This is a genomic window from Streptomyces sp. NPDC006458 (genome assembly GCF_040612135.1).
Classification (GTDB): Bacteria; Actinomycetota; Actinomycetes; order Streptomycetales; family Streptomycetaceae; genus Streptomyces.
Genome location: NZ_JBEXPR010000005.1, coordinates 212,117 through 229,316, shown reverse-complemented (window position 1 = coordinate 229,316; position 17,200 = coordinate 212,117). Strand labels below are relative to the sequence as shown.

Below are 17,200 nucleotides of genomic sequence, written 5' to 3'. Positions count from 1 at the left end.
CCGAGGAGCCCGACCGTGTACCGACCCCTCACCGCCGAGCCCGCGACGGCCGCCGAACTGGCCGCCGTCCGGCCAGACCTGCTGCCCCGGTTCACGGCCGGGCTGCCGGGTGCGCGGGCCGCGGTGCTGACCCGGCTGTGGCGCGGGCTCGCGCACGACCCGTTGCCGTGGGTGGAGCGCCGCGAGCCGGCCCCGGACGGCCTGACTCTGCGGCTGCGCGACGGCCGGCTGCTGAGCGGCCCGGTGCCCGACCCGTACGCCACCGACGCGTATGTCACCGTCGTACGACTGGACGGTCGGGCGTACGACGATCCGGCCCGGCTCATGACCGCGCTGGAGGTGCCGCACGGTGCGGGTCTGGCGGCGGAGCTCGACCACAGCGCGGTGTCGTTGGCCCTGTCCCGGGCGAACCGGGTCGAGGACGGGCCGCGGTGGCCGGTGAGCGGCTGGGAATGGGAGCGGCGGGTCGTGGACGGGCATCCGTACCACCCCAACTGCCGTTCCCGGCCCGGGTTCTCGGTGGCGGATCAGCTCGCGTACGCGCCGGAGCACGGCCCGGTGGTGCGGCTCGGGCTGGCGCCGGTCGGCGCGGAGCGGTGTCTGGTGTCGGGCGACTGGCCCGCGGAACTGCGGGACGGCGGACGGGTGTTGATCCCGGTGCACCCCTGGCAGGCGGAGCATGTGCTGAAGCAGACGCCGGGGCACGGTCCCGAGGCGCGGCCGCTGATGTCGCTGCGCACGCTGGAGATCCCCGGCGGACCGCACGTGAAGACCGCGCTCAGCGCCCGGCTGACGTCCTCGGTGCGGGACATCTCGGTGGGCTCGATCGCCGCGTCGGCGGCGCTGTCGGCGTTCGGCGAGAGTCTCGCGGCACGCTCGGACGGCTTGCTGCACATCACCCGGACGCTGGGCGCGGCCACTGCCGACTCGCCCGAACTGGCGGCGATGCTGCGGGAGTCGCCGTCGGTGTACGCGGCCGGTGACGAACGGGTGGTGCCGGTGGCCGCGCTGGCGACGACCGGACTGCCGGGCGACCCGGCCTGGTCGGCGGAGTTCGCGCGGCTGGCGCTCACGGTGGGGCTGCGGATGCTGGAGCTGGGCGTGGCCCTGGAGGCGCACGGGCAGAACCTGCTGGTCGTGCTGTCCGCGTCGAAGGCTCCGGTGCGGCTGGTGTACCGCGACCTGGCCGACATCCGGGTGAGCCCGGCGCGTCTGGCCCGGCACGGTGTCCCGCTGCCCGAGGGGATGCCCGCGCGGATCCTCACCGACGATGTGACGGCCCTGCGCCGCAAGTTGTTCGGCTCGCTGGTCGCGGGCGCGCTGGCGGGCACGGCGGGTTCGGGGCGGGCGCTGGGCGCGGCCCTCGGCGAGGCGGTGCGGGATCTGCCGCGCACGCCGGATCTGGACGCGCTGATGGGTGAACCGTTGCCCACGAAGGCGCTGACGCTGATGCGGTTGTCGCCCCGAACGCCGGGCGATCAGTGGACGAACCTACCCAATCCGCTGGGGTGACGGGCACTGGGGCCTGACTGCCGGGCGTCGCGCGGCGGGCGGGAATCGTCGAGAAGGGTCCCTGGGGCCGGACCCCGCTTTGAAGTTCGCCACCCGGGATCAATAGGATCCGCCGATGATCACAAGAAAACGGCTGGCGACAGGAGTCTGCGTCCTGTTCGCCGCCCTGGCCGCCGGGATCGCCGTCCCGACCGGGGCCGTCGCCGACGAGACCACGGCCCTGGCGCCGAAGGTGAACCTGGTCCTCGACGTCAGCGGCTCGATGCGGGCACGGGACATCGACGGCCAGTCGCGGATGGCCGCGGCGAAGCAGGCCTTCAACGAGGTCCTCGACGCCACTCCGGAGGAGGTCCTGCTGGGCATCCGCACCCTCGGCGCCAACTACCCGGGCGACGACCAGAAGACGGGCTGCAAGGACACCGCACAGCTCTACCCGGTCGGCCCGCTGGACCGGACCGAGGCCAAGACGGCGGTGGCGACCCTGACGCCCACCGGCTGGACCCCGATCGGTCCGGCGCTGCTGAAGGCGGCCGACGACCTCGACGGCGGCTCCGGCTCCAAGCGCATCGTGCTGATCAGCGACGGCGAGGACACCTGCGCCCCGCTGGACCCGTGCGAGGTGGCCCGGGAGATCGCCGCGCGGGGCATCGGCCTGACCATCGACACGCTGGGCCTGGTGCCCAACGTCAAGATGCGCCAGCAGCTCAGCTGCATCGCCGAGGCGACCGGCGGCACCTACTCCTCCGTCGAGCACACCGACGAACTCACCGACCGGGTAAACCAGTTGGTGGACCGCGCGGCCGACCCGGTGGTCACGCCGGTGGCCACCGAGGGCGCCGAGGCGTGCGCGAAGGCGCCCGTGCTGAAGTCCGGCCTCTACACCGACCGGGCGGAGTTCGGGCAGCAGCGCTGGTACCGGGTGGACGTCGAGCCGGGCAAGGAGCTGCGCACCTCGGTGAGCGTGGCCGCCGACCGGGCCGTGTCCCCGTCGTACGGAGTGCTGTTGCGGGCGGTGACCGTGCACGGCAGGGAGATCGTGCGCGGCGAGGCGTCGGGCAACGGCCGTACGGACGTGATCTCGACGGGTCTGCGGTACCCGAAGGCGGAGAGCGACGAGGAGAACGCGCCGGCCGAGGGTGTCTGCATCCAGGTGACGCACTCCTTCTCCGGCGCGGCCGGGGTGCAGACCACGCCCGGTCTGCCGCTGGAGCTGACCCTGGACGTCGTCGACGGCCCCGGCGACTCCGACGACGTGGCCTCCTTCGGCCTCGGGCGCGGCTGGTGGCTGCTGGGCGCGCTGATCCTGGCCGGGTTCGTGGCCGGTCTGCTGTGGGGCTGGCTGTCGCGCTGGCGGGTCGCGGTCTGGAGGACCAACTGATGCGTTTCACGAGGATGTTCGGCACGGCACTGCTGATGCTGGGGCTGGCCGCCGCGCCCGCCGCGGCGGACTCCACACCGTCGGCGAGCCCGTCCGAGGACGGCGGGGCGCCCACCGAGGCGGGCACGTCCTTCCGCACGGCCGCCGAGATCGACCAGGGCCAGACGGCCACGGCGAACGGCTCCACGGGTGACTTCCTGTACTGGTCCTTCCCGGCGGACGGCGGGCAGCGGCCGGAGGTCCGGGCGACGGTGAAGCTGCCCGAGGCGCACACCGGCGAGACCTGGCAGGTGGACGTCTACGACGGACTGCGCCGCCGGCAGGCGTGCCAGTACGGCAGTCAGACGCGGACGGCCGCGCCGGGCGCGGGCACGGTCGAACTGGCCTGTGTGATGCGGACCGTGCGCGCCTGGTCCGAGCCGTGGGCGAACGACCCGCTGCCGGGCACGTACTACGTCCGGCTGAGCGCCGTGGGCCTGGGCACGGCCGACCGGGGTCTGCCGGTCGACGCCGAGGTGCGGGTGGACGCCAAGGAGATCGGCGGGGCGGCCGCGGTGGACGGCTCGCTCGGCGAGCCGCTGGTGCCGGGTGTCGCCGTGGAGTCCGCGAACTCCGCCGAGGAGGAGGAGGAGGATTCGGCCGCCGCGGTGCTGTCCGCCATCGAGCCGGAGGACGGCTGGTCCTCGGGCTGGTGGTCCGACCGCTGGGTGTGGACGGGCATCGGCGGTGTGCTGGCCGCGCTCGCGGGCATCGGCGGGTACCGGCTGACCCGAGGTTCGGGCCGACCGAGGCATGTCCCTCCGGGGGCCTGACCTTCACCGCGGAGTGATCTGACGGAACACCAGGGGCCCGCCGTGCGCCGACGCGCACGGCGGGCCCCGCGCTTTCTCGACCTTCCCGCACGGCGGGCACCACGCTCTCTCAGCCCTCCCGCACATCGGGCCCCGCGCTCCTCAGCCCTCCCGCACGGCGGGCACCACGCTCTCTCAGCCTTCCCGCACGGCGGGCACCACGCTCTCTCAGCCCTCCCGCACGGCGGGCATCGCGCTCTCTCAGCCCTCCCGCACATCGAGCCCCGCGCTCCCTCAGCCCTGCCGCAGGACGGGCCCCGCGCTCCTCAGCCCTCCCGCACGGCGGGCACGGCGCTTGCCCGGTCCTCCCGCAGGGACTTGGCGATCGCCCCGTCGCCGCCCACCTCGGCCCGACCGGCCCGCACGGCGTCGGTCAGGTCCAGCTCTCCCCGTACGACGGCCAGGCAGGTCCCGGCGTCCATCACCAGCCGTGCGTCCGGGTCGCGGGGCGCGGGCCCGTGACCGTACACGGGTCCGTCCACCGCACCGACGTGCAGATGGAAGTCCCCTTCCTCCAGCCGCACTTCGACCAGTCCCTCGCCCTCCAGCAGCCGCAGCAGCGGCAGGGCGAACCAGTGCGCGCGGACCGCGTCCGTGGGCCCGCGCTCGGCCAGTTCGCCCTGCCCCCACGCGCCGAGCGCGAGCAGGACGGGCAGCAGGGCGCGGCCGTGCGGGGTGAGTTCGTAGACGTAGGCCGCGCCGGGCGGGGGCAGCCGGCGTCTCGTCGTCAGGCCGTCGCGCTCCATGTCCTTCAGCCGCGAGGCGAGCACGTCCGTGCTGACGCCCGGCAGGTCCGCGTGCAGGTCCGTGTAGCGGCGGGGGCCGGCGAGCAGCTCACGGACGATCAGCAGGGTCCAGCGGTCGCCGACGGCGTCGAGCGCCCGGGCGGCGGAGCAGTACTGGTCGTAGCTTCGGCGAGGTGGCATGCGACGCAGTCTAGACATGTCGTTGGACTTTCCAAGCCGCCACTTGGTAAAACCAAGTAGCCACGTGGCGGAACCGAACCGGAGGGCGCAGCGCATGGAGTTCCGGCAGTCGAACAAGCTCAGCGAGGTCTGCTACGAGATCCGCGGCCCGGTGATCGAGCACGCCAACGCGCTGGAGGAGGCGGGGCACAGCGTGCTGCGCCTGAACACCGGCAACCCGGCCCTGTTCGGCTTCGAGGCGCCGGAGGAGATCCTCCAGGACATGATCCGGATGCTCCCGCGGGCCCACGGCTACACCGACTCGCGCGGCATCCTCTCCGCCCGCCGCGCGGTGGCCCAGCGCTACCAGACCCTCGGCCTGGAGGTCGGAGTCGACGACGTGTTCCTCGGCAACGGCGTCTCCGAGCTGGTGTCGATGGCCGTCCAGGCGCTGGTCGAGGACGGCGACGAGATCCTCATCCCCGCCCCGGACTTCCCGCTGTGGACGGCCGTCACGACGCTCGCCGGGGGCAAGGCCGTCCACTACCTGTGCGACGAGCAGTCCGACTGGAACCCGGACCTGGCCGACATGGAGTCGAAGATCACCGAACGCACCAAGGCGGTCGTGCTCATCAACCCCAACAACCCCACCGGCGCGGTCTACCCCAAGGAGATCGTCGAGGGCGTCCTCGACCTCGCCCGCCGGCACGGCCTGATGGTCTTCGCCGACGAGATCTACGACCAGATCCTGTACGACGGCGCCGTGCACCACTCTGCCGCCGCGCTCGCCCCCGACCTGGTGGTCCTCACCTTCTGCGGTCTGTCCAAGACCTACCGGGTGGCGGGTTTCCGCTCGGGCTGGCTGGTGGTCACCGGGCCGCGGCAGCACGCCAGGGACTATCTGGAGGGCCTGACCATGCTGGCCTCCATGCGGCTGTGCGCCAACGCGCCCGCCCAGTACGCCATCCAGGCGGCGCTCGGCGGCAGGCAGTCCATCGCCGAGCTCACCGCGCCGGGCGGGCGGCTGCACGAGCAGCGCGACGTCGCCTGGGAGAAGCTGAACGAGATCCCCGGCGTGTCCTGTGTGAAGCCGAAGGGCGCGCTGTACGCCTTCCCGCGTCTGGACCCCAAGGTGCACAGGATCCACGACGACGAGAAGTTCGTCCTCGACCTGCTGCTGCGCGAGAAGATCCAGGTCGTCCAGGGCACCGGCTTCAACTGGCCCGCTCCCGACCACTTCCGCATCCTCACCCTGCCGCACGCGGAGGACCTGGAGGCGGCGATCGGCCGGATCGGCCGCTTCCTGAGCGGGTACCGGCAGTAGCCGGCGGCCGCGGCCGGAGCGGACTGTCAGTGGTGGGCCGTACGCTGCGAAGTGTCCGGATCTTGCGTGGCGCGGGGGCCTTCGGAGCCGCCCGCCCGAAGCCGTGTCCCAGGAGAGGAGCACGCCGTGAGCCGACCGCCCACCGCCGCCCAGCGGCGTGTCGTGGACGCCGCCGACCCGGTCACCGGACGCCTGCGCGGGACCCCGGCGCAGCTCGCGGCGCTGGTGAGCCGGGGGCTGGCCTTCCGGCACCCGAGACCGCCGCACGACCACTTCCTCACCCCCGCGGGGCACCGGATACGCGAGGCGGTGCCCGAGGAGGCGCCGCCGCCCGTGCCGCCGCCCGCCGCCGGGGGTGTGTTCGCCGCCCGGGTGGGCGGCGAGGAGGAGCCCCCCGCCGCCGGGCCCGCCAGGGTCCGTGAGGTGCACAGTGCCTGGCAGGGGCTGCTGGAGCTGCGCCGGATGACCAACCCGGACGCGGCCGTGGACCGGCCCTGCGGCTGGGAGCGCGCGCATCTGGTGCGGGCCGCCGCGCTCGCGCTGGAGGCGGGCGGGCACGCCCCGGCCGGGCCGGACGGCCCCGGCTACCGGGTGCGGGCGACCCCGCAGCCGGACGCCGTCGCCGTGCACGAGCCGGACGAGACGGCGCTGCGGTCGTGCGCCGCCACGCTGGAGCGGGCGGGCTGGCAGGCCGGTGAGCACACGGAACCGCGGACCCGGGCACGCTATCTGCTGGCCTCGCCGCGCCGGGCCTGAGCGCATGACAGGATCGTTGCAGCGCACACACGGTGTCTGTCGCCAACGAGGGGAAACAGTGAGCGAGTCAGTGAACGAGCCGTTCTCCGTCCCGGTGACCGTCCGCGGCTACGAGACCGACGTCCAGGGCCACCTCAACCAGGCGGTCTACCTCAACTACGCCGAGCACGCCCGCTGGTCCCTGCTCCAGGCGGCAGGCATCCGTCAGGCCGATCTGGTGGGCCGGGGCATCGGCCCGGTGGCGCTGGAGACGACTATCCGCTACCGGCGCGAACTACTCGCCGGCGAAGAGGTCGAGGTGACCTGCGCCTTCCTGTGGGGCGAGGGCAAGACCTTCCGGATCGTGCAGACCGTCCGCAAGGCGGACGGCACCGTCGCCGCGGAGATCGAGGCCGTCGGCGGGCTGATGGACCTCGGCGCACGCCGTCTGGTGGCCGACCCGCGCGAGCGGTTCAAGGAACTGGCGTCGGACCCGGCGCTGTTCGGTCTCTAGCAGGGCTTCGCGTTCGGCTTCCAGGGGCTGGCGTCCGCCCTCCAAGGCCCGGCGGGAGACTGGTCGTGCGGACCGGCGCGGACGGGCGGCGCACGGCCTCGGCCGCCGGCCCGCGCGCCCGCGCCTCGAACGGCGCCCGGCCGCGCTCCCCTGTCAGAGGCCCGGCCCGCGCCGACCACGGGTGCCCGCCCGGAGGAATCTCGGATGCGCGGGCACCCCGCGGCCTGCGATGCTGCGGCCTCATGGCTCCACGACGCGTCAAGCCCAGTCTCTACATCTCCGTCGACATCGAGGCAGACGGCCCGATCCCCGGCCCCTGGTCGATGCTCAGCCTGGGCGCCGCGGTGGCCGGGGTGCAGGACGCCGACGGGTTCACCGCGGCCGATCCCGGGGAGCGGACCTTCTATCGGGAACTGCGGCCCATCAGCGAGGACTTCGTGCCCGAGGCGCTGGCGGTGAGCGGCCTGGACCGGGCCCGGCTGATCACGGAGGGCACGGAGCCGGCCGTCGCGCTCGCCGAGTTCGCCGACTGGGTCCGCGAGGTGAGTGCCGGGGCCCAGCCGGTGATGTGCGGCTATCCGGCGTCGTACGACTGGACGTTCCTGTACTGGTATCTGATCCGCTTCACCGGGCAGAGCCCGTTCGGGCACTCCGGGTGCCTGGACATGAAGACCCTCTACGCCACGAAGGCGGGGCTGCCGCTGCGGGCTGTGGCCAAGGGCACCATGCCCCGGGACCTGCTCTCACGGCGCCGCCACACGCATCACGCGCTGGACGACGCCGTGGAGCAGGCCGAGCTGTTCGCGAACCTTATGAGGTGGCCGGGGCCCGGGCCGGCGTGAGCTCCTCGCCCGCCTCCATCGGGTGGGTCACATCATGGGCGTCGCGGCCCTGGCCGAGGTGGTTGAAGACCAGGTTCAGCAGGACCGCCGCCACACAGCCGGTGGATATGCCGGAGTCGAGGACGATCTTCGCGGTCTCCGGGAAGGAGTGGTAGAACTCCTCGTCGACGGGGTGAACGGACACGGGCGGCTCCTCCGGTCGGGTAACGCATCGGCTCTGACGCGGGTTTCAGGGAGGTGGTGCTCGCGGTCGTGCGGGACCGGGGAGGGGACGGGGGACCGTCCCGGGGCGCGGGCGTGCAGCACACGCCCCGGAGACGGCCGCCATGGACCCCGCTCGGGTCCACGGCCACCGGGCGGAAGCCGTCCCTCCCGCCCGGAGATCTTCAACTGGTCAGCCCTGGGCGGCGATCCGTGCCAGGCGACGGGCCTCGTCCCGGGTGGAGCGGGCGATGGCGTCCTCGTCGGCCGTGAGCAGACGGCCGTTCTCGACGATCTGCGTTCCGTTGACGAAGGAGGCCGTGACCGGGGCCGCCGCGCCGAAGACGAGGGCGGTCACCGGGTCGGCGATCGAGGCGTGGGCGAGGGTGTCCAGCCTCCACAGCACCAGGTCGGCGAGCTTGCCCGGCTCCAGGGAGCCGATCTCGGCCGCCCGGCCCAGCACCTGGGCACCGCCGTACGTCCCCAGGCGCAGGGCCTGGCGGGCGTTGAGCGCGGCCTCGCGGTGGGCGCCCAGCCGGTTGATGAGCAGCGCGTTGCGCAGTTCGGTGTGGAGTTCGCCGGACTCGTTGGAGGCGGTGCCGTCGACGCCGAGGCCGACCGGGACGCCGGCCGCGAGCATGTCGGGGACCCGGGCGATGCCCGCGGCCAGCCGGGCGTTGGAGGACGGGCAGTGGGCCACGCCCGTCCTGGTCCGGGCGAAGGCGGCGATGTCGGAGTCGTTCATATGGACGCAGTGCGCCATCCACACGTCCTCGCCGAGCCAGCCGGTGGACTCGAAGTAGTCGGTCGGGCCCATGCCGAACAGCTCGTGGCAGAACTTCTCCTCCTCCACCGTCTCCGAGCCGTGGGTGTGCATGCGCACGCCGAGGCGGCGGGCCAGTTCGGCGCCCTGCTTGAGCAGTTCGGTGGAGATGGAGAACGGGGAGCAGGGGGCGACGGCGACCTGGGTCATCGCGCCGAAGGTGGCGTCGTGGTGCCGCTTGACGGTCTCCTCGGTCGCGGCCAGCGCGCCTTCCAGGCTCTCCACGGCGAAGTCCGGCGGCAGGCCGCCGTCCTTCTCGCTGCGGTCCATGGAGCCGCGGGCGAGGGTGAAGCGGACGCCCATGTCACGGGCGGCGCCGATGATCGCGCCGGACAGGTCGCCGGAGTTCTCCGGGTAGACGTAGTGGTGGTCCATGGCGGTGGTGACGCCGCCGCGGGCCATCATGGCCAGCGAGCCCTGCGCGGCCGCGCGGACCATCCGCTCGTCGATGCGCGCCCAGGTGGGGTAGAGGGCGACGAGCCAGTTGAAGAGGTTGTGGTCGGTGGCCAGGCCCCGGGTGATCCACTGGTAGAAGTGGTGATGGGTGTTGACCAGGCCGGGGGTGACCAGATGCCCGGTGGCGTCGATACGGCGGACGACGTTCTCCAGGCCCTCGGGGGTCCGGCCGGCGCCGAGCGCCTCGATGCGGTTGTCCGCGATGACGATATGGCCCGTGGCGTACTCGGTGTCACTCGCGTCCACGGTCGCGATCGAACAGTTCTCGATGACGATGCGCTGGGCTGCTGCCATGGTTCGCCCCTTTTCACGATGGTGCGCTGAGTTGGAGAGGGCACGGCAGGACCCCGGGAGATTTGAGTGCCGCGGCCGGGGGGCCGGGAGGTCCGCCCGCCCGGCCGCGGGTGCCGAAATTCAGTTGCCGGCCTACAGGTTGGTGAGATCCATCGGGATCCTCGGCTCGCAGCCGTCCCGCAGGATGGTCGCCTCGATCAGGCCGTACGGCCGGTCGGCGGCGTAGTAGACGGCACCGTCCTCGGTGGCGTTCTTCAGCCCGAACGGCTCCAGGTCCACCAGGAAGTGGTGCTTGTTCGGCAGGGAGAAGCGGACCTCGTCTATCTCGCTGCGGTTGTCGATGATGCGCGAGCCCATCTGGTACAGCGTCTGCTGGAGCGAGAGCGAGTAGGTCTCGGCGAAGGCCTGGAGCATGTGCTTCCTCGTCTGCTCGTAGGACTTCTCCCAGTTGGGCATCTTCTGCTCGTCGTCGGTCCAGTTGAACCGCCAGCGGCCTGACACCTGGGTGGCCAGGATGCGGTCGTAGGCCTCCTGGAGGGTCGTGTACTTGTCCTTGACGTAGCCCCAGAACTCGGAGTTGGTCGAGTTCATCACGACCAGGTCCTTCAGACCGGAGATGACCTCCCACGACGAGCCGTCGTAGGTGATCTGGGTGACGCGGACCTCCTGGCCCTTGCGTACGAAGGAGTGCTTCACCTCGTCGGCGATGAACCGGCTGTTGGCGTCCGAGGTCGCGATGCGCTCCCAGGCGTACTCCTCGATGCGGATGCGCGCCTGGCGTATGGGCTCCTGCGAGGTGACGAAGTGGCGGGCGAGGTGGATGCCGAACTGCTCGGCGGACTCGATCCCGTACTCCTTGGCGAACGCGAACACCGTGTTCTTGGTGGTGTCGGTCGGCAGGACGTTGGCGTTGGAGCCGGAGTAGTGGACCTCGTCCATGTCGCCGCTCAGCGCCACGGACACGTTCAGGTCCTTGATGTGATGGGTGGCGCCGTCCCGCGTGATCTTGACGACTCGGTTCTCGGCCTTGCCGTACTGGTTCTGTCCCAGAATGGTGGGCATCTAGCTAGCTCCCTCGGTAAACGGAGTAGCCGAACGGGTTGAGCAGCAGCGGTACGTGATAGTGCTCCCCGGGGTTCACGGTGAAGGTGATCGCCACCTCGGGGAAGAACACGGCACCGCTGTCCCGATTCGCGGGGGCGTCCTGCTGCGCATCGGCTTGCTTCTTCGCGGATTCTTCGAAGTACGGCTCCACCGCGAAGTCGAGCCGTACGTGGGTCGTCCCCTCCGGCAGGTCCGGAAGGTCCTTGCACCGGCCGTCCGCGTCGGTCGCGGAGCCGCCGAGCGCCTGCCAGTCCGCGTCCCGCCCGCCACGGGCGGAGAGCCGGACGGCGACGCCCTCGGCGGGACGGCCGACGGAGGTGTCCAGGATGTGCGTGGACACGGAGGCGACGGTGCTGGTGCTCATGCTCAGGCGTCCTCTTCGACGAGTCGGGCCAGTCGGATGCGGTTGATCCTGCCCAGCTCGGTGCGCACGATCTCGCGCTCCCGCTCCGGCGAGTTGCCGATCCGCTCCTTGACCGCGTCGCGCATCTGTTCGCCGGTCCGGCCGGTGGCGCAGATGAGGAAGACATGGCCGAACGTCTCCTGGTAGGCCAGGTTGAGTTCGAGCATCTCCGCCCGGAGCGCCTCGGAGGCGCCGGCCATGCCGCGCTGCTCGCGCGCCGAGGTGGGGTCACCCGGCTTCGGGCGGCCGATCGGCGGGTGGCCGGCCATCGCCTCGGCGAGGTCCTCGGCACTCAGCTCGGCCATGGCGGCGTCACTGGCGGTGTAGAGGTCGTCCGGGGCGGTGTACGGGCGGGCGGCGAGCAGCCGGCGCGCCCATGCCGTGGAGGCGCACGCCTCGTGGAGCGCGGCGAGGGCCGCGTCCTCCCCGAGGGTGTTGAACCGGGCCAGGCCCGGCGTGGAAGTGGAAGTCACGGGAGCCTCCGTGGCCGGAAACGGCCTTCGTGCTGAACGGCTGCGGATAGCTAACGCCCTCCGAAACGCCACGTCAACACTTTGTTGAAAATTCCGGGTTACGGAACCGGGGGCCCGGCAGTTCAGGCCCCTCTCGTGATTCAGGCCCCTCGCGTGGTTCAGGCCTGCTTCTCGCGGTTGAGGTAGTTGTAGACGGTGAACCGGCTGACGCCGAGGGCGCTCGCCACGGTCTCCACGCCGTGGCGTACGGCGAAGGCGCCGCGCACCTCCAGGACCCGTACGACCTCCTGCTTGGCCTTGCGGTCCAGGTCGGCGAGCGGCATGCCCTTCTTGCGCTCCATCGCGGCCAGGATGTGGTCCAGCGAGTCCGCGAGCTGAGGCAGCCGGACCGCGACGACATCCGCTCCCTCCCAGGAGAGCACGACATCGTCGGGACCCGCCTCGTCCGGCGGGATCAGCGCGCCGCCCATGGCGTCGACCAGCGGCTTCACCGCCGTGATGAAGGGCTCGTCCGTGCTCACTCGGCACCCTCCGCGATCACGTTGACCTGGAGCGAGACACGGGTCGCGCCGGCGTGCAGGGACCTGCGCAGCAGCGCGTCCACCGCGGCCAGCACCGCGTCGGCGCCGCCCTCCGCCGTGTTGCCGAAGGGGCCGACGTCCACCGCGTCCAGCTCCGCCGCCTCGATCACCTCACGGGCGGCCAGCGCGTGCGCCGGCGCCTCTTCGAGGTCGAACGGCTCGGTCGTGAACTCCACTCTCAATCGCACGCGCACAACCTAACGCGCGGTAGCCGGTTTCCACCGACCCCTCTTGACAAGCCGCGACACCCGACGGCAATCTTCCAATAAGCAGAAACTAACTTCCGCAATACGGAATCTCGACACGGTCCGGGCGACCGCCCCAGCGCCGAGGCCTTCGACTGGCTGCCCGCCGAGGCCCGCGCGGCCCGCTGACCACCTCCGCATTTCAGAAAGGCCCCTGCCATGAGCACCCCCGCAGCCTCTTCCAGCCCGTCCCTGCCCGCGATTGCCTGGATCGGCCTCGGCATCATGGGCTCCCCCATGTCCGAGAACCTGATCAAGGCGGGCTTCCGCATCGACCTGCACCACAAGGACATGGGCATCGTCACCGACGCCGCCCGCAACGTCGGCGCGGCCCTGCCGGTCGGCGCGGTCGTCGCCCAGCTCGTCGCGTCGCTGCGCGCCCAGGGCGACGGCGGACTGGACCACTCGGCCCTGCTGCGGGCCGTCGAGCGCCTGTCCGGCGCCCAGGTCTGAGGACCCGCCCGGCACAAGGCTTCCGGGCGGCGTCGCCGCCGACACCTGTCCTGTCGCGCCCAGGCGGGGGCGCCGCCCGGAATCAACTTCAACAAACCGTTGACGCCTTGTCCGCCCAATTCCAGGCTCCACAAAGCGGAAACATATTTCCGCTGACTCTTGACCTGAGGGAGGGGGAGCCCGGAGCCGTCGCACCCGTCGCGGTCCCGGTTCTCGCCCCAGACTCCGTCCGGCGGCGCGAAAGTTCTGTCGCGCCCAGCCTCGTGCCGTCGGGCGGCCACAACCGAAGACCTCACCGGCTGGGAAGCGCCGGGGTAAGGGCCGGGGGGGTCTCACCATCGCCCTGGCGCGGGCCGCCGCGAGCCGTTCGCGCAGGTCCCCGCGCCCCTTGACAGGGGGTCACGGCCGTCGCTCTGGTGCAGGCCGCCTTGCGTTGCTTGCGCCGTTCCCCGCGCCCCTGGGGTGAGGGGTCACGGTCGTCGCTCTGGCGCGGGCCGTCTTGGGTTGCTCGCGCCGTTCCCCGCGCCCCTGAGGTGGGGGGTCACCGCCGTCGCACTTGTGCCGGCCGCCTTGGGCTGCTCGCGCCGTTCCCCGCGCCCCTGGGGTGGGGGGTCACGGCCGTCGTTCTGGTGTGGGCCGTCTTGGGTGCTCGCGCCGTTCTCCGCGCCCCTGGGGTGGGGCTCGCGCTCACTGGGGTCGTCGGCCGCGCGGTGGCGAGAAACCCCGTCTTTGGGGGCGCGAGGAACTGCGCGACAAGCCCGCTACGGCCCGCACCCGGAGGATGGCGCGGAGCCCCGCTCGGGGGCGCGGGGAACCGCGCGACGAGACGATCGCAGGCCGCACCGGACGACGGCGCGAAGTCCCGCCCAGGGGCGCGGGGAACTGCGCGAAAGGCCTGGCATGGCTCCTCTCGCCGGGGTGCGGGGCGGGGGTGGGCGGGGCACTCCGGAGGCATGGCGCGTTCCGTACCGCACCCGCATGTCGTGGTGCACCCCCCGGCCCTGGACGGCTCCCGGAGGGTCACCGCGGACGACCGTCCGCTCGGCGTGGCATCTCACCTGGACGACGTCGTCGTGATTCTGCGGCTGGCCGACCTGGACCGGATCGAGGTCGAGGAGGAGGAACTCATCGAGTGGCAGGGGGGCGGGCCGGAGGACTGGCCGGGGCTGTCGGAGCACGACGCATAGGCATACGGAAGGGCCCGCGCCACACGGACGCTGTTGGTAAATCGAAACCAACAGCGTCCACACGGCGCGGGCCCCTCGTTTCGCCGGGTCAGACCGTCAGGGTCTTGATCGCCGTCGGCGCGTGCCCCGGCTCCGTGGCGATGTCCTCGAACTCGACGACGTCGCTGATGTCGTTCGTACCGGACATGGAGATGTTGGTGACGCGCTCCAGGATCGCCTCGACGACGACCGGCACCTGGAACTCCGCGGCGAGCTTCTTGGCCTCCTCGAAGGCCGCCCCCAGCTCGGCCGGGTCGGTGACCCGGATCGCCTTGCAGCCGAGGCCCTCGGCCACCTTGACGTGGTCGACGCCGTAGACGCCGAGCTCGGGCGAGTTGATGTTCTCGAACTCCAGCTTGACCTGGAAGTCGATGTCGAACGCCCGCTGGGCCTGGCGGATGAGGCCGAGGTAGGAGTTGTTCACCAGCACATGGACGTACGGGATCCTGTGCTGGGCGCCGACGGCCAGTTCCTCGATCATGAACTGGAAGTCGTAGTCGCCGGAGAGGGCCACGACGGACGCCTCCGGGTCGGCCTTGGCAACGCCGAGCACGGCCGGGACGGTCCAGCCGAGCGGGCCCGCCTGGCCGCAGTTGATCCAGTGGCGCGGGCGGTAGACGTGCAGCATCTGGGCGCCGGCGATCTGGGAGAGCCCGATGGTGGTGACGTAACGCGTCTCCGGTCCGAAGGCCTTGTTCATCTCCTCGTAGACACGCTGCGGCTTGATCGGGATGTTGTCGAAGTGCGTACGGCGCAGCAGGGTCGCCTTCCTCCGCTGCGCGGCCGCCGCCCAGGCGGACCGGTCGGGCAGCTCGCCGGCCGCCTTCAACTCCCGCGCCACCTCGACGAACAGCTCCAGAGCAGCCTTCGCGTCCGAGGCGATGCCGTAGTCGGGCGCGAAGATCCTGCCGATCTGGGTGGGCTCGACGTCGACGTGGACGAACGTGCGGCCGGCCGTGTAGACGTCGAGCTTGCCGGTGTGGCGGTTGGCCCAGCGGTTGCCGATGCCGAGGACGAAGTCGGACTCCAGGAAGGTCGCGTTGCCGTAGCGGTGCGAGGTCTGGAGGCCGACCATGCCGGCGTTCAGCTCGTGGTCGTCGGGGAGGGTGCCCCAGCCCATCAGGGTCGGCACGACCGGCGTGCCGGTCAGTTCGGCGAACTCCACCAGCAGATCGCTCGCGTCGGCCGTGATGACACCGCCGCCGGCCACGATCAGCGGACGCTCGGCGGCGTTCAGCATGCCGCTCGCCTTCTCGATCTGGGCGCGGGTCGCGGCCGGCTTGTAGACGGGCAGCGGCTCGTAGGTCTCGGGGTCGAACTCGATCTCGGTGAGCTGGACGTCGATCGGCAGGTCGATCAGGACCGGGCCGGGACGGCCGGAGCGCATCAGGTGGAAGGCCTGCTGGAAGACGCCGGGGACCTGGGCGGCCTCCAGGACGGTGATGGCCATCTTGGTGACGGGCTTGGCGATGGAGGCGATGTCGACGGCCTGGAAGTCCTCCTTGTGGATCACCGCGGTCGGCGCCTGGCCGGTGATGCACAGGATCGGGATCGAGTCACCGATGGCGGAGTACAGGCCGGTGATCATGTCGGTGCCGGCCGGGCCCGAAGTGCCGATGCACACACCGATGTTGCCCGGGTGGGTGCGGGTGTAGCCCTCGGCCATGTGCGAGGCGCCCTCGACATGGCGGGCGAGGGTGTGGGTCACGCCCCCGGCGGCTTTGAGCGCCGCGTAGAAGGGGTTGATCGCCGCGCCCGGGACACCGAACGCGTTGGTGACGCCCTCGCGCTTGAGGATCTCGACTGCCGCGCGGGCAGCGGTCATACGGGCCATGGAGTACTCCTGCTTCGGCTGTCGGATGGGCTCTCCGTCGCGCCCCGCGGTGAGACCGTTCCGCGCTTCTTCCGCCTTGTTTTCCACATTGCGGAAACTAATTTCTACTATCTGGAATCAATCTAGAGGGAGGGGTGAAGCCCGTCAAGAGACGGACAGAAGGGGGCCGTCGGGAGGACGATGGGTGCGCCGAGCCGACGTGCGTCACGTCCTGACATGCGTCATGTCCTGGAGTGGTCCGATGTCCCGATGCGTCCCGGTGCGCTGCCCCGCCTGCCGTCGCGAGCATCTCTACGCGGCGCAGAGCTATCCGTGCGCGTGCGGAGCAACGGTCGCGCCCGCGCTGGACCCGGGCGCGGACGCCGTCCCCGTATCGCACCGGGCCTGGTCGGAGGAGTGGCTCACGCTGAGCTGCGCCGCCTGCGGGCGCCACGCGCAGTGGCCGCGGCCGGAGCTGGGCTGCCCGTGCGGGACGGTGCTGCGGGTTCCGGTGGCCGAGGAGACCCGCGAGGCTCCCCGAGCCGCCCCGCCTCCCCCGGCGGCCCGCCCCGCCTTCCAGCCGGTCACCATCCGCACCGCGCGCGACGCGGTCACGGCCGCCGCCCTCTATCTGCACTGGCTCGGCTACCGGGGCATCCGCCGCGCCGACCAGCGCCCGCCCTTCGGCATCGGCCTCGCCGCCCGCGGACTGGTCGCCCACGTCGACCCGACCGTACGCCCGGCCTGTCCGCGGGACGTCGAGTGCCTGTGGCTCACGGCGATGACGGAGTCTGCGGGCTGCGCCTACTTCTCCCTCGCCGGGTACGCCCCCGACGCCCGGGCCCGTGCCGACGCCCTGTGCGTCCCGCTGTTCGTCCTCGACCTCACGGGCACCCCGCAGCCGGTGAACGACCACGCGGACGCCCTCGCTCACCGCGCGGGCTGACACCGCCGAGCAGGGAAGGCGCCGGCTCCCCGGAGTACGGGAGCCGGCGCCGGTCGGTTCCGGGAGGGGTCAGGCACTTCGCCGAGCAGCGGGGTGTCGCTCACCCCGTGTACGAGAGGAG

General features: G+C 71.9%; 17 protein-coding genes and 2 pseudogenes. 10 read left to right on the top strand and 9 right to left on the bottom strand.

What is annotated here, in order from left to right:
- Positions 1-15 precede the first annotated feature (15 nt).
- From ABZZ79_RS09200 to ABZZ79_RS09190, 3 genes are all read left to right on the top strand, one after another.
- Positions 16-1,512 carry an IucA/IucC family siderophore biosynthesis protein gene (locus tag ABZZ79_RS09200; RefSeq protein ID WP_356688091.1) on the top strand — a complete coding sequence of 499 codons (1,497 nt, stop codon included), beginning with the start codon at positions 16-18 and terminating at the stop codon, positions 1,510-1,512.
- A gap of 115 nt (positions 1,513-1,627) precedes the next feature.
- Positions 1,628-2,890, top strand: a complete 1,263-nt coding sequence (locus tag ABZZ79_RS09195; protein WP_356688089.1) for a VWA domain-containing protein — start codon at positions 1,628-1,630, stop codon at positions 2,888-2,890.
- Positions 2,890-3,702 (top strand): hypothetical protein, encoded by an 813-nt coding sequence (locus ABZZ79_RS09190; protein ID WP_356688087.1) that lies wholly within the window; start codon positions 2,890-2,892, stop codon positions 3,700-3,702. The genes ABZZ79_RS09195 and ABZZ79_RS09190 overlap by 1 nt, the downstream gene beginning before the upstream one ends.
- A gap of 305 nt (positions 3,703-4,007) precedes the next feature.
- Here the strand turns inward: ABZZ79_RS09190 and ABZZ79_RS09185 are convergent, their stop codons facing one another.
- Positions 4,008-4,667: a helix-turn-helix domain-containing protein gene (locus tag ABZZ79_RS09185; protein WP_356688085.1), complete on the bottom strand. Its 660-nt coding sequence runs from the start codon at positions 4,665-4,667 to the stop codon at positions 4,008-4,010.
- Positions 4,668-4,761: 94 nt separating this feature from the next.
- On the opposite strand from ABZZ79_RS09185, the gene ABZZ79_RS09180 reads away from it, so the two are divergent.
- The 4 genes from ABZZ79_RS09180 (at position 4,762) to ABZZ79_RS09165 (ending at position 8,061) form a co-directional block, all read left to right on the top strand.
- Positions 4,762-5,970 carry a pyridoxal phosphate-dependent aminotransferase gene (locus ABZZ79_RS09180; protein ID WP_356688284.1) on the top strand — a complete coding sequence of 403 codons (1,209 nt, stop codon included), beginning with the start codon at positions 4,762-4,764 and terminating at the stop codon, positions 5,968-5,970.
- A gap of 126 nt (positions 5,971-6,096) precedes the next feature.
- The gene (locus tag ABZZ79_RS09175; protein ID WP_356688083.1) at positions 6,097-6,726 is read left to right on the top strand and encodes a hypothetical protein; all 630 of its coding nucleotides are present in this window, start codon (positions 6,097-6,099) and stop codon (positions 6,724-6,726) included.
- 70 nt (positions 6,727-6,796) lie between these two features.
- Positions 6,797-7,219 (top strand): acyl-CoA thioesterase, encoded by a 423-nt coding sequence (locus ABZZ79_RS09170; protein WP_356688282.1) that lies wholly within the window; start codon positions 6,797-6,799, stop codon positions 7,217-7,219.
- A gap of 242 nt (positions 7,220-7,461) precedes the next feature.
- The gene (locus ABZZ79_RS09165; protein WP_356688081.1) at positions 7,462-8,061 is read left to right on the top strand and encodes a 3'-5' exoribonuclease; all 600 of its coding nucleotides are present in this window, start codon (positions 7,462-7,464) and stop codon (positions 8,059-8,061) included.
- Here the strand turns inward: ABZZ79_RS09165 and ABZZ79_RS09160 are convergent.
- The 7 genes and pseudogenes from ABZZ79_RS09160 to ABZZ79_RS09130 all read right to left on the bottom strand — a co-directional run.
- Positions 8,030-8,221: pseudogene (locus ABZZ79_RS09160) on the bottom strand (purine permease); the annotation flags it as partial. The gene ABZZ79_RS09165 and the pseudogene ABZZ79_RS09160 overlap by 32 nt on opposite strands.
- Positions 8,222-8,455: 234 nt before the next feature.
- Complete coding sequence (locus ABZZ79_RS09155) at positions 8,456-9,835, bottom strand: 8-oxoguanine deaminase (protein WP_356688079.1); 1,380 nt, start codon at positions 9,833-9,835, stop codon at positions 8,456-8,458.
- Positions 9,836-9,967: 132 nt separating this feature from the next.
- A complete protein-coding gene (gene pucL / locus ABZZ79_RS09150) occupies positions 9,968-10,897 on the bottom strand; it encodes a factor-independent urate hydroxylase (protein ID WP_356688077.1) in 930 nt (309 codons plus the stop codon).
- 4 nt (positions 10,898-10,901) lie between these two features.
- Complete coding sequence (gene uraH / locus ABZZ79_RS09145; RefSeq protein ID WP_356688075.1) at positions 10,902-11,303, bottom strand: hydroxyisourate hydrolase; 402 nt, start codon at positions 11,301-11,303, stop codon at positions 10,902-10,904.
- Positions 11,304-11,305: 2 nt separating this feature from the next.
- Positions 11,306-11,815, bottom strand: coding sequence for a 2-oxo-4-hydroxy-4-carboxy-5-ureidoimidazoline decarboxylase (gene uraD / locus ABZZ79_RS09140; protein WP_356688073.1), 510 nt, complete (start codon positions 11,813-11,815; stop codon positions 11,306-11,308).
- A 158-nt stretch (positions 11,816-11,973) separates the two neighbouring features.
- Entirely contained in the window at positions 11,974-12,285 is a 312-nt protein-coding gene (locus ABZZ79_RS09135) for a helix-turn-helix domain-containing protein (RefSeq protein WP_356688280.1), read from the bottom strand.
- A gap of 47 nt (positions 12,286-12,332) precedes the next feature.
- A complete protein-coding gene (locus ABZZ79_RS09130; protein ID WP_356688071.1) occupies positions 12,333-12,584 on the bottom strand; it encodes a hypothetical protein in 252 nt (83 codons plus the stop codon).
- A 255-nt stretch (positions 12,585-12,839) separates the two neighbouring features.
- Between ABZZ79_RS09130 and ABZZ79_RS09125 the strand changes: the two are divergent.
- Positions 12,840-13,094: pseudogene (locus ABZZ79_RS09125) on the top strand (NAD-binding protein); the annotation flags it as partial.
- A gap of 953 nt (positions 13,095-14,047) precedes the next feature.
- Complete coding sequence (locus ABZZ79_RS09120; RefSeq protein WP_356688070.1) at positions 14,048-14,281, top strand: hypothetical protein; 234 nt, start codon at positions 14,048-14,050, stop codon at positions 14,279-14,281.
- Between the two features lie 88 nt (positions 14,282-14,369).
- Here the strand turns inward: ABZZ79_RS09120 and gcl are convergent, their stop codons facing one another.
- Positions 14,370-16,154 carry a glyoxylate carboligase gene (gene gcl / locus ABZZ79_RS09115; RefSeq protein WP_356688068.1) on the bottom strand — a complete coding sequence of 595 codons (1,785 nt, stop codon included), beginning with the start codon at positions 16,152-16,154 and terminating at the stop codon, positions 14,370-14,372.
- Positions 16,155-16,395: 241 nt separating this feature from the next.
- On the opposite strand from gcl, the gene ABZZ79_RS09110 reads away from it, so the two are divergent.
- On the top strand, positions 16,396-17,079 hold the full coding sequence (locus ABZZ79_RS09110; RefSeq protein WP_356688066.1) for a hypothetical protein: 684 nt from the start codon (positions 16,396-16,398) through the stop codon (positions 17,077-17,079).
- The last annotated feature ends 121 nt before the right edge of the window (positions 17,080-17,200 follow it).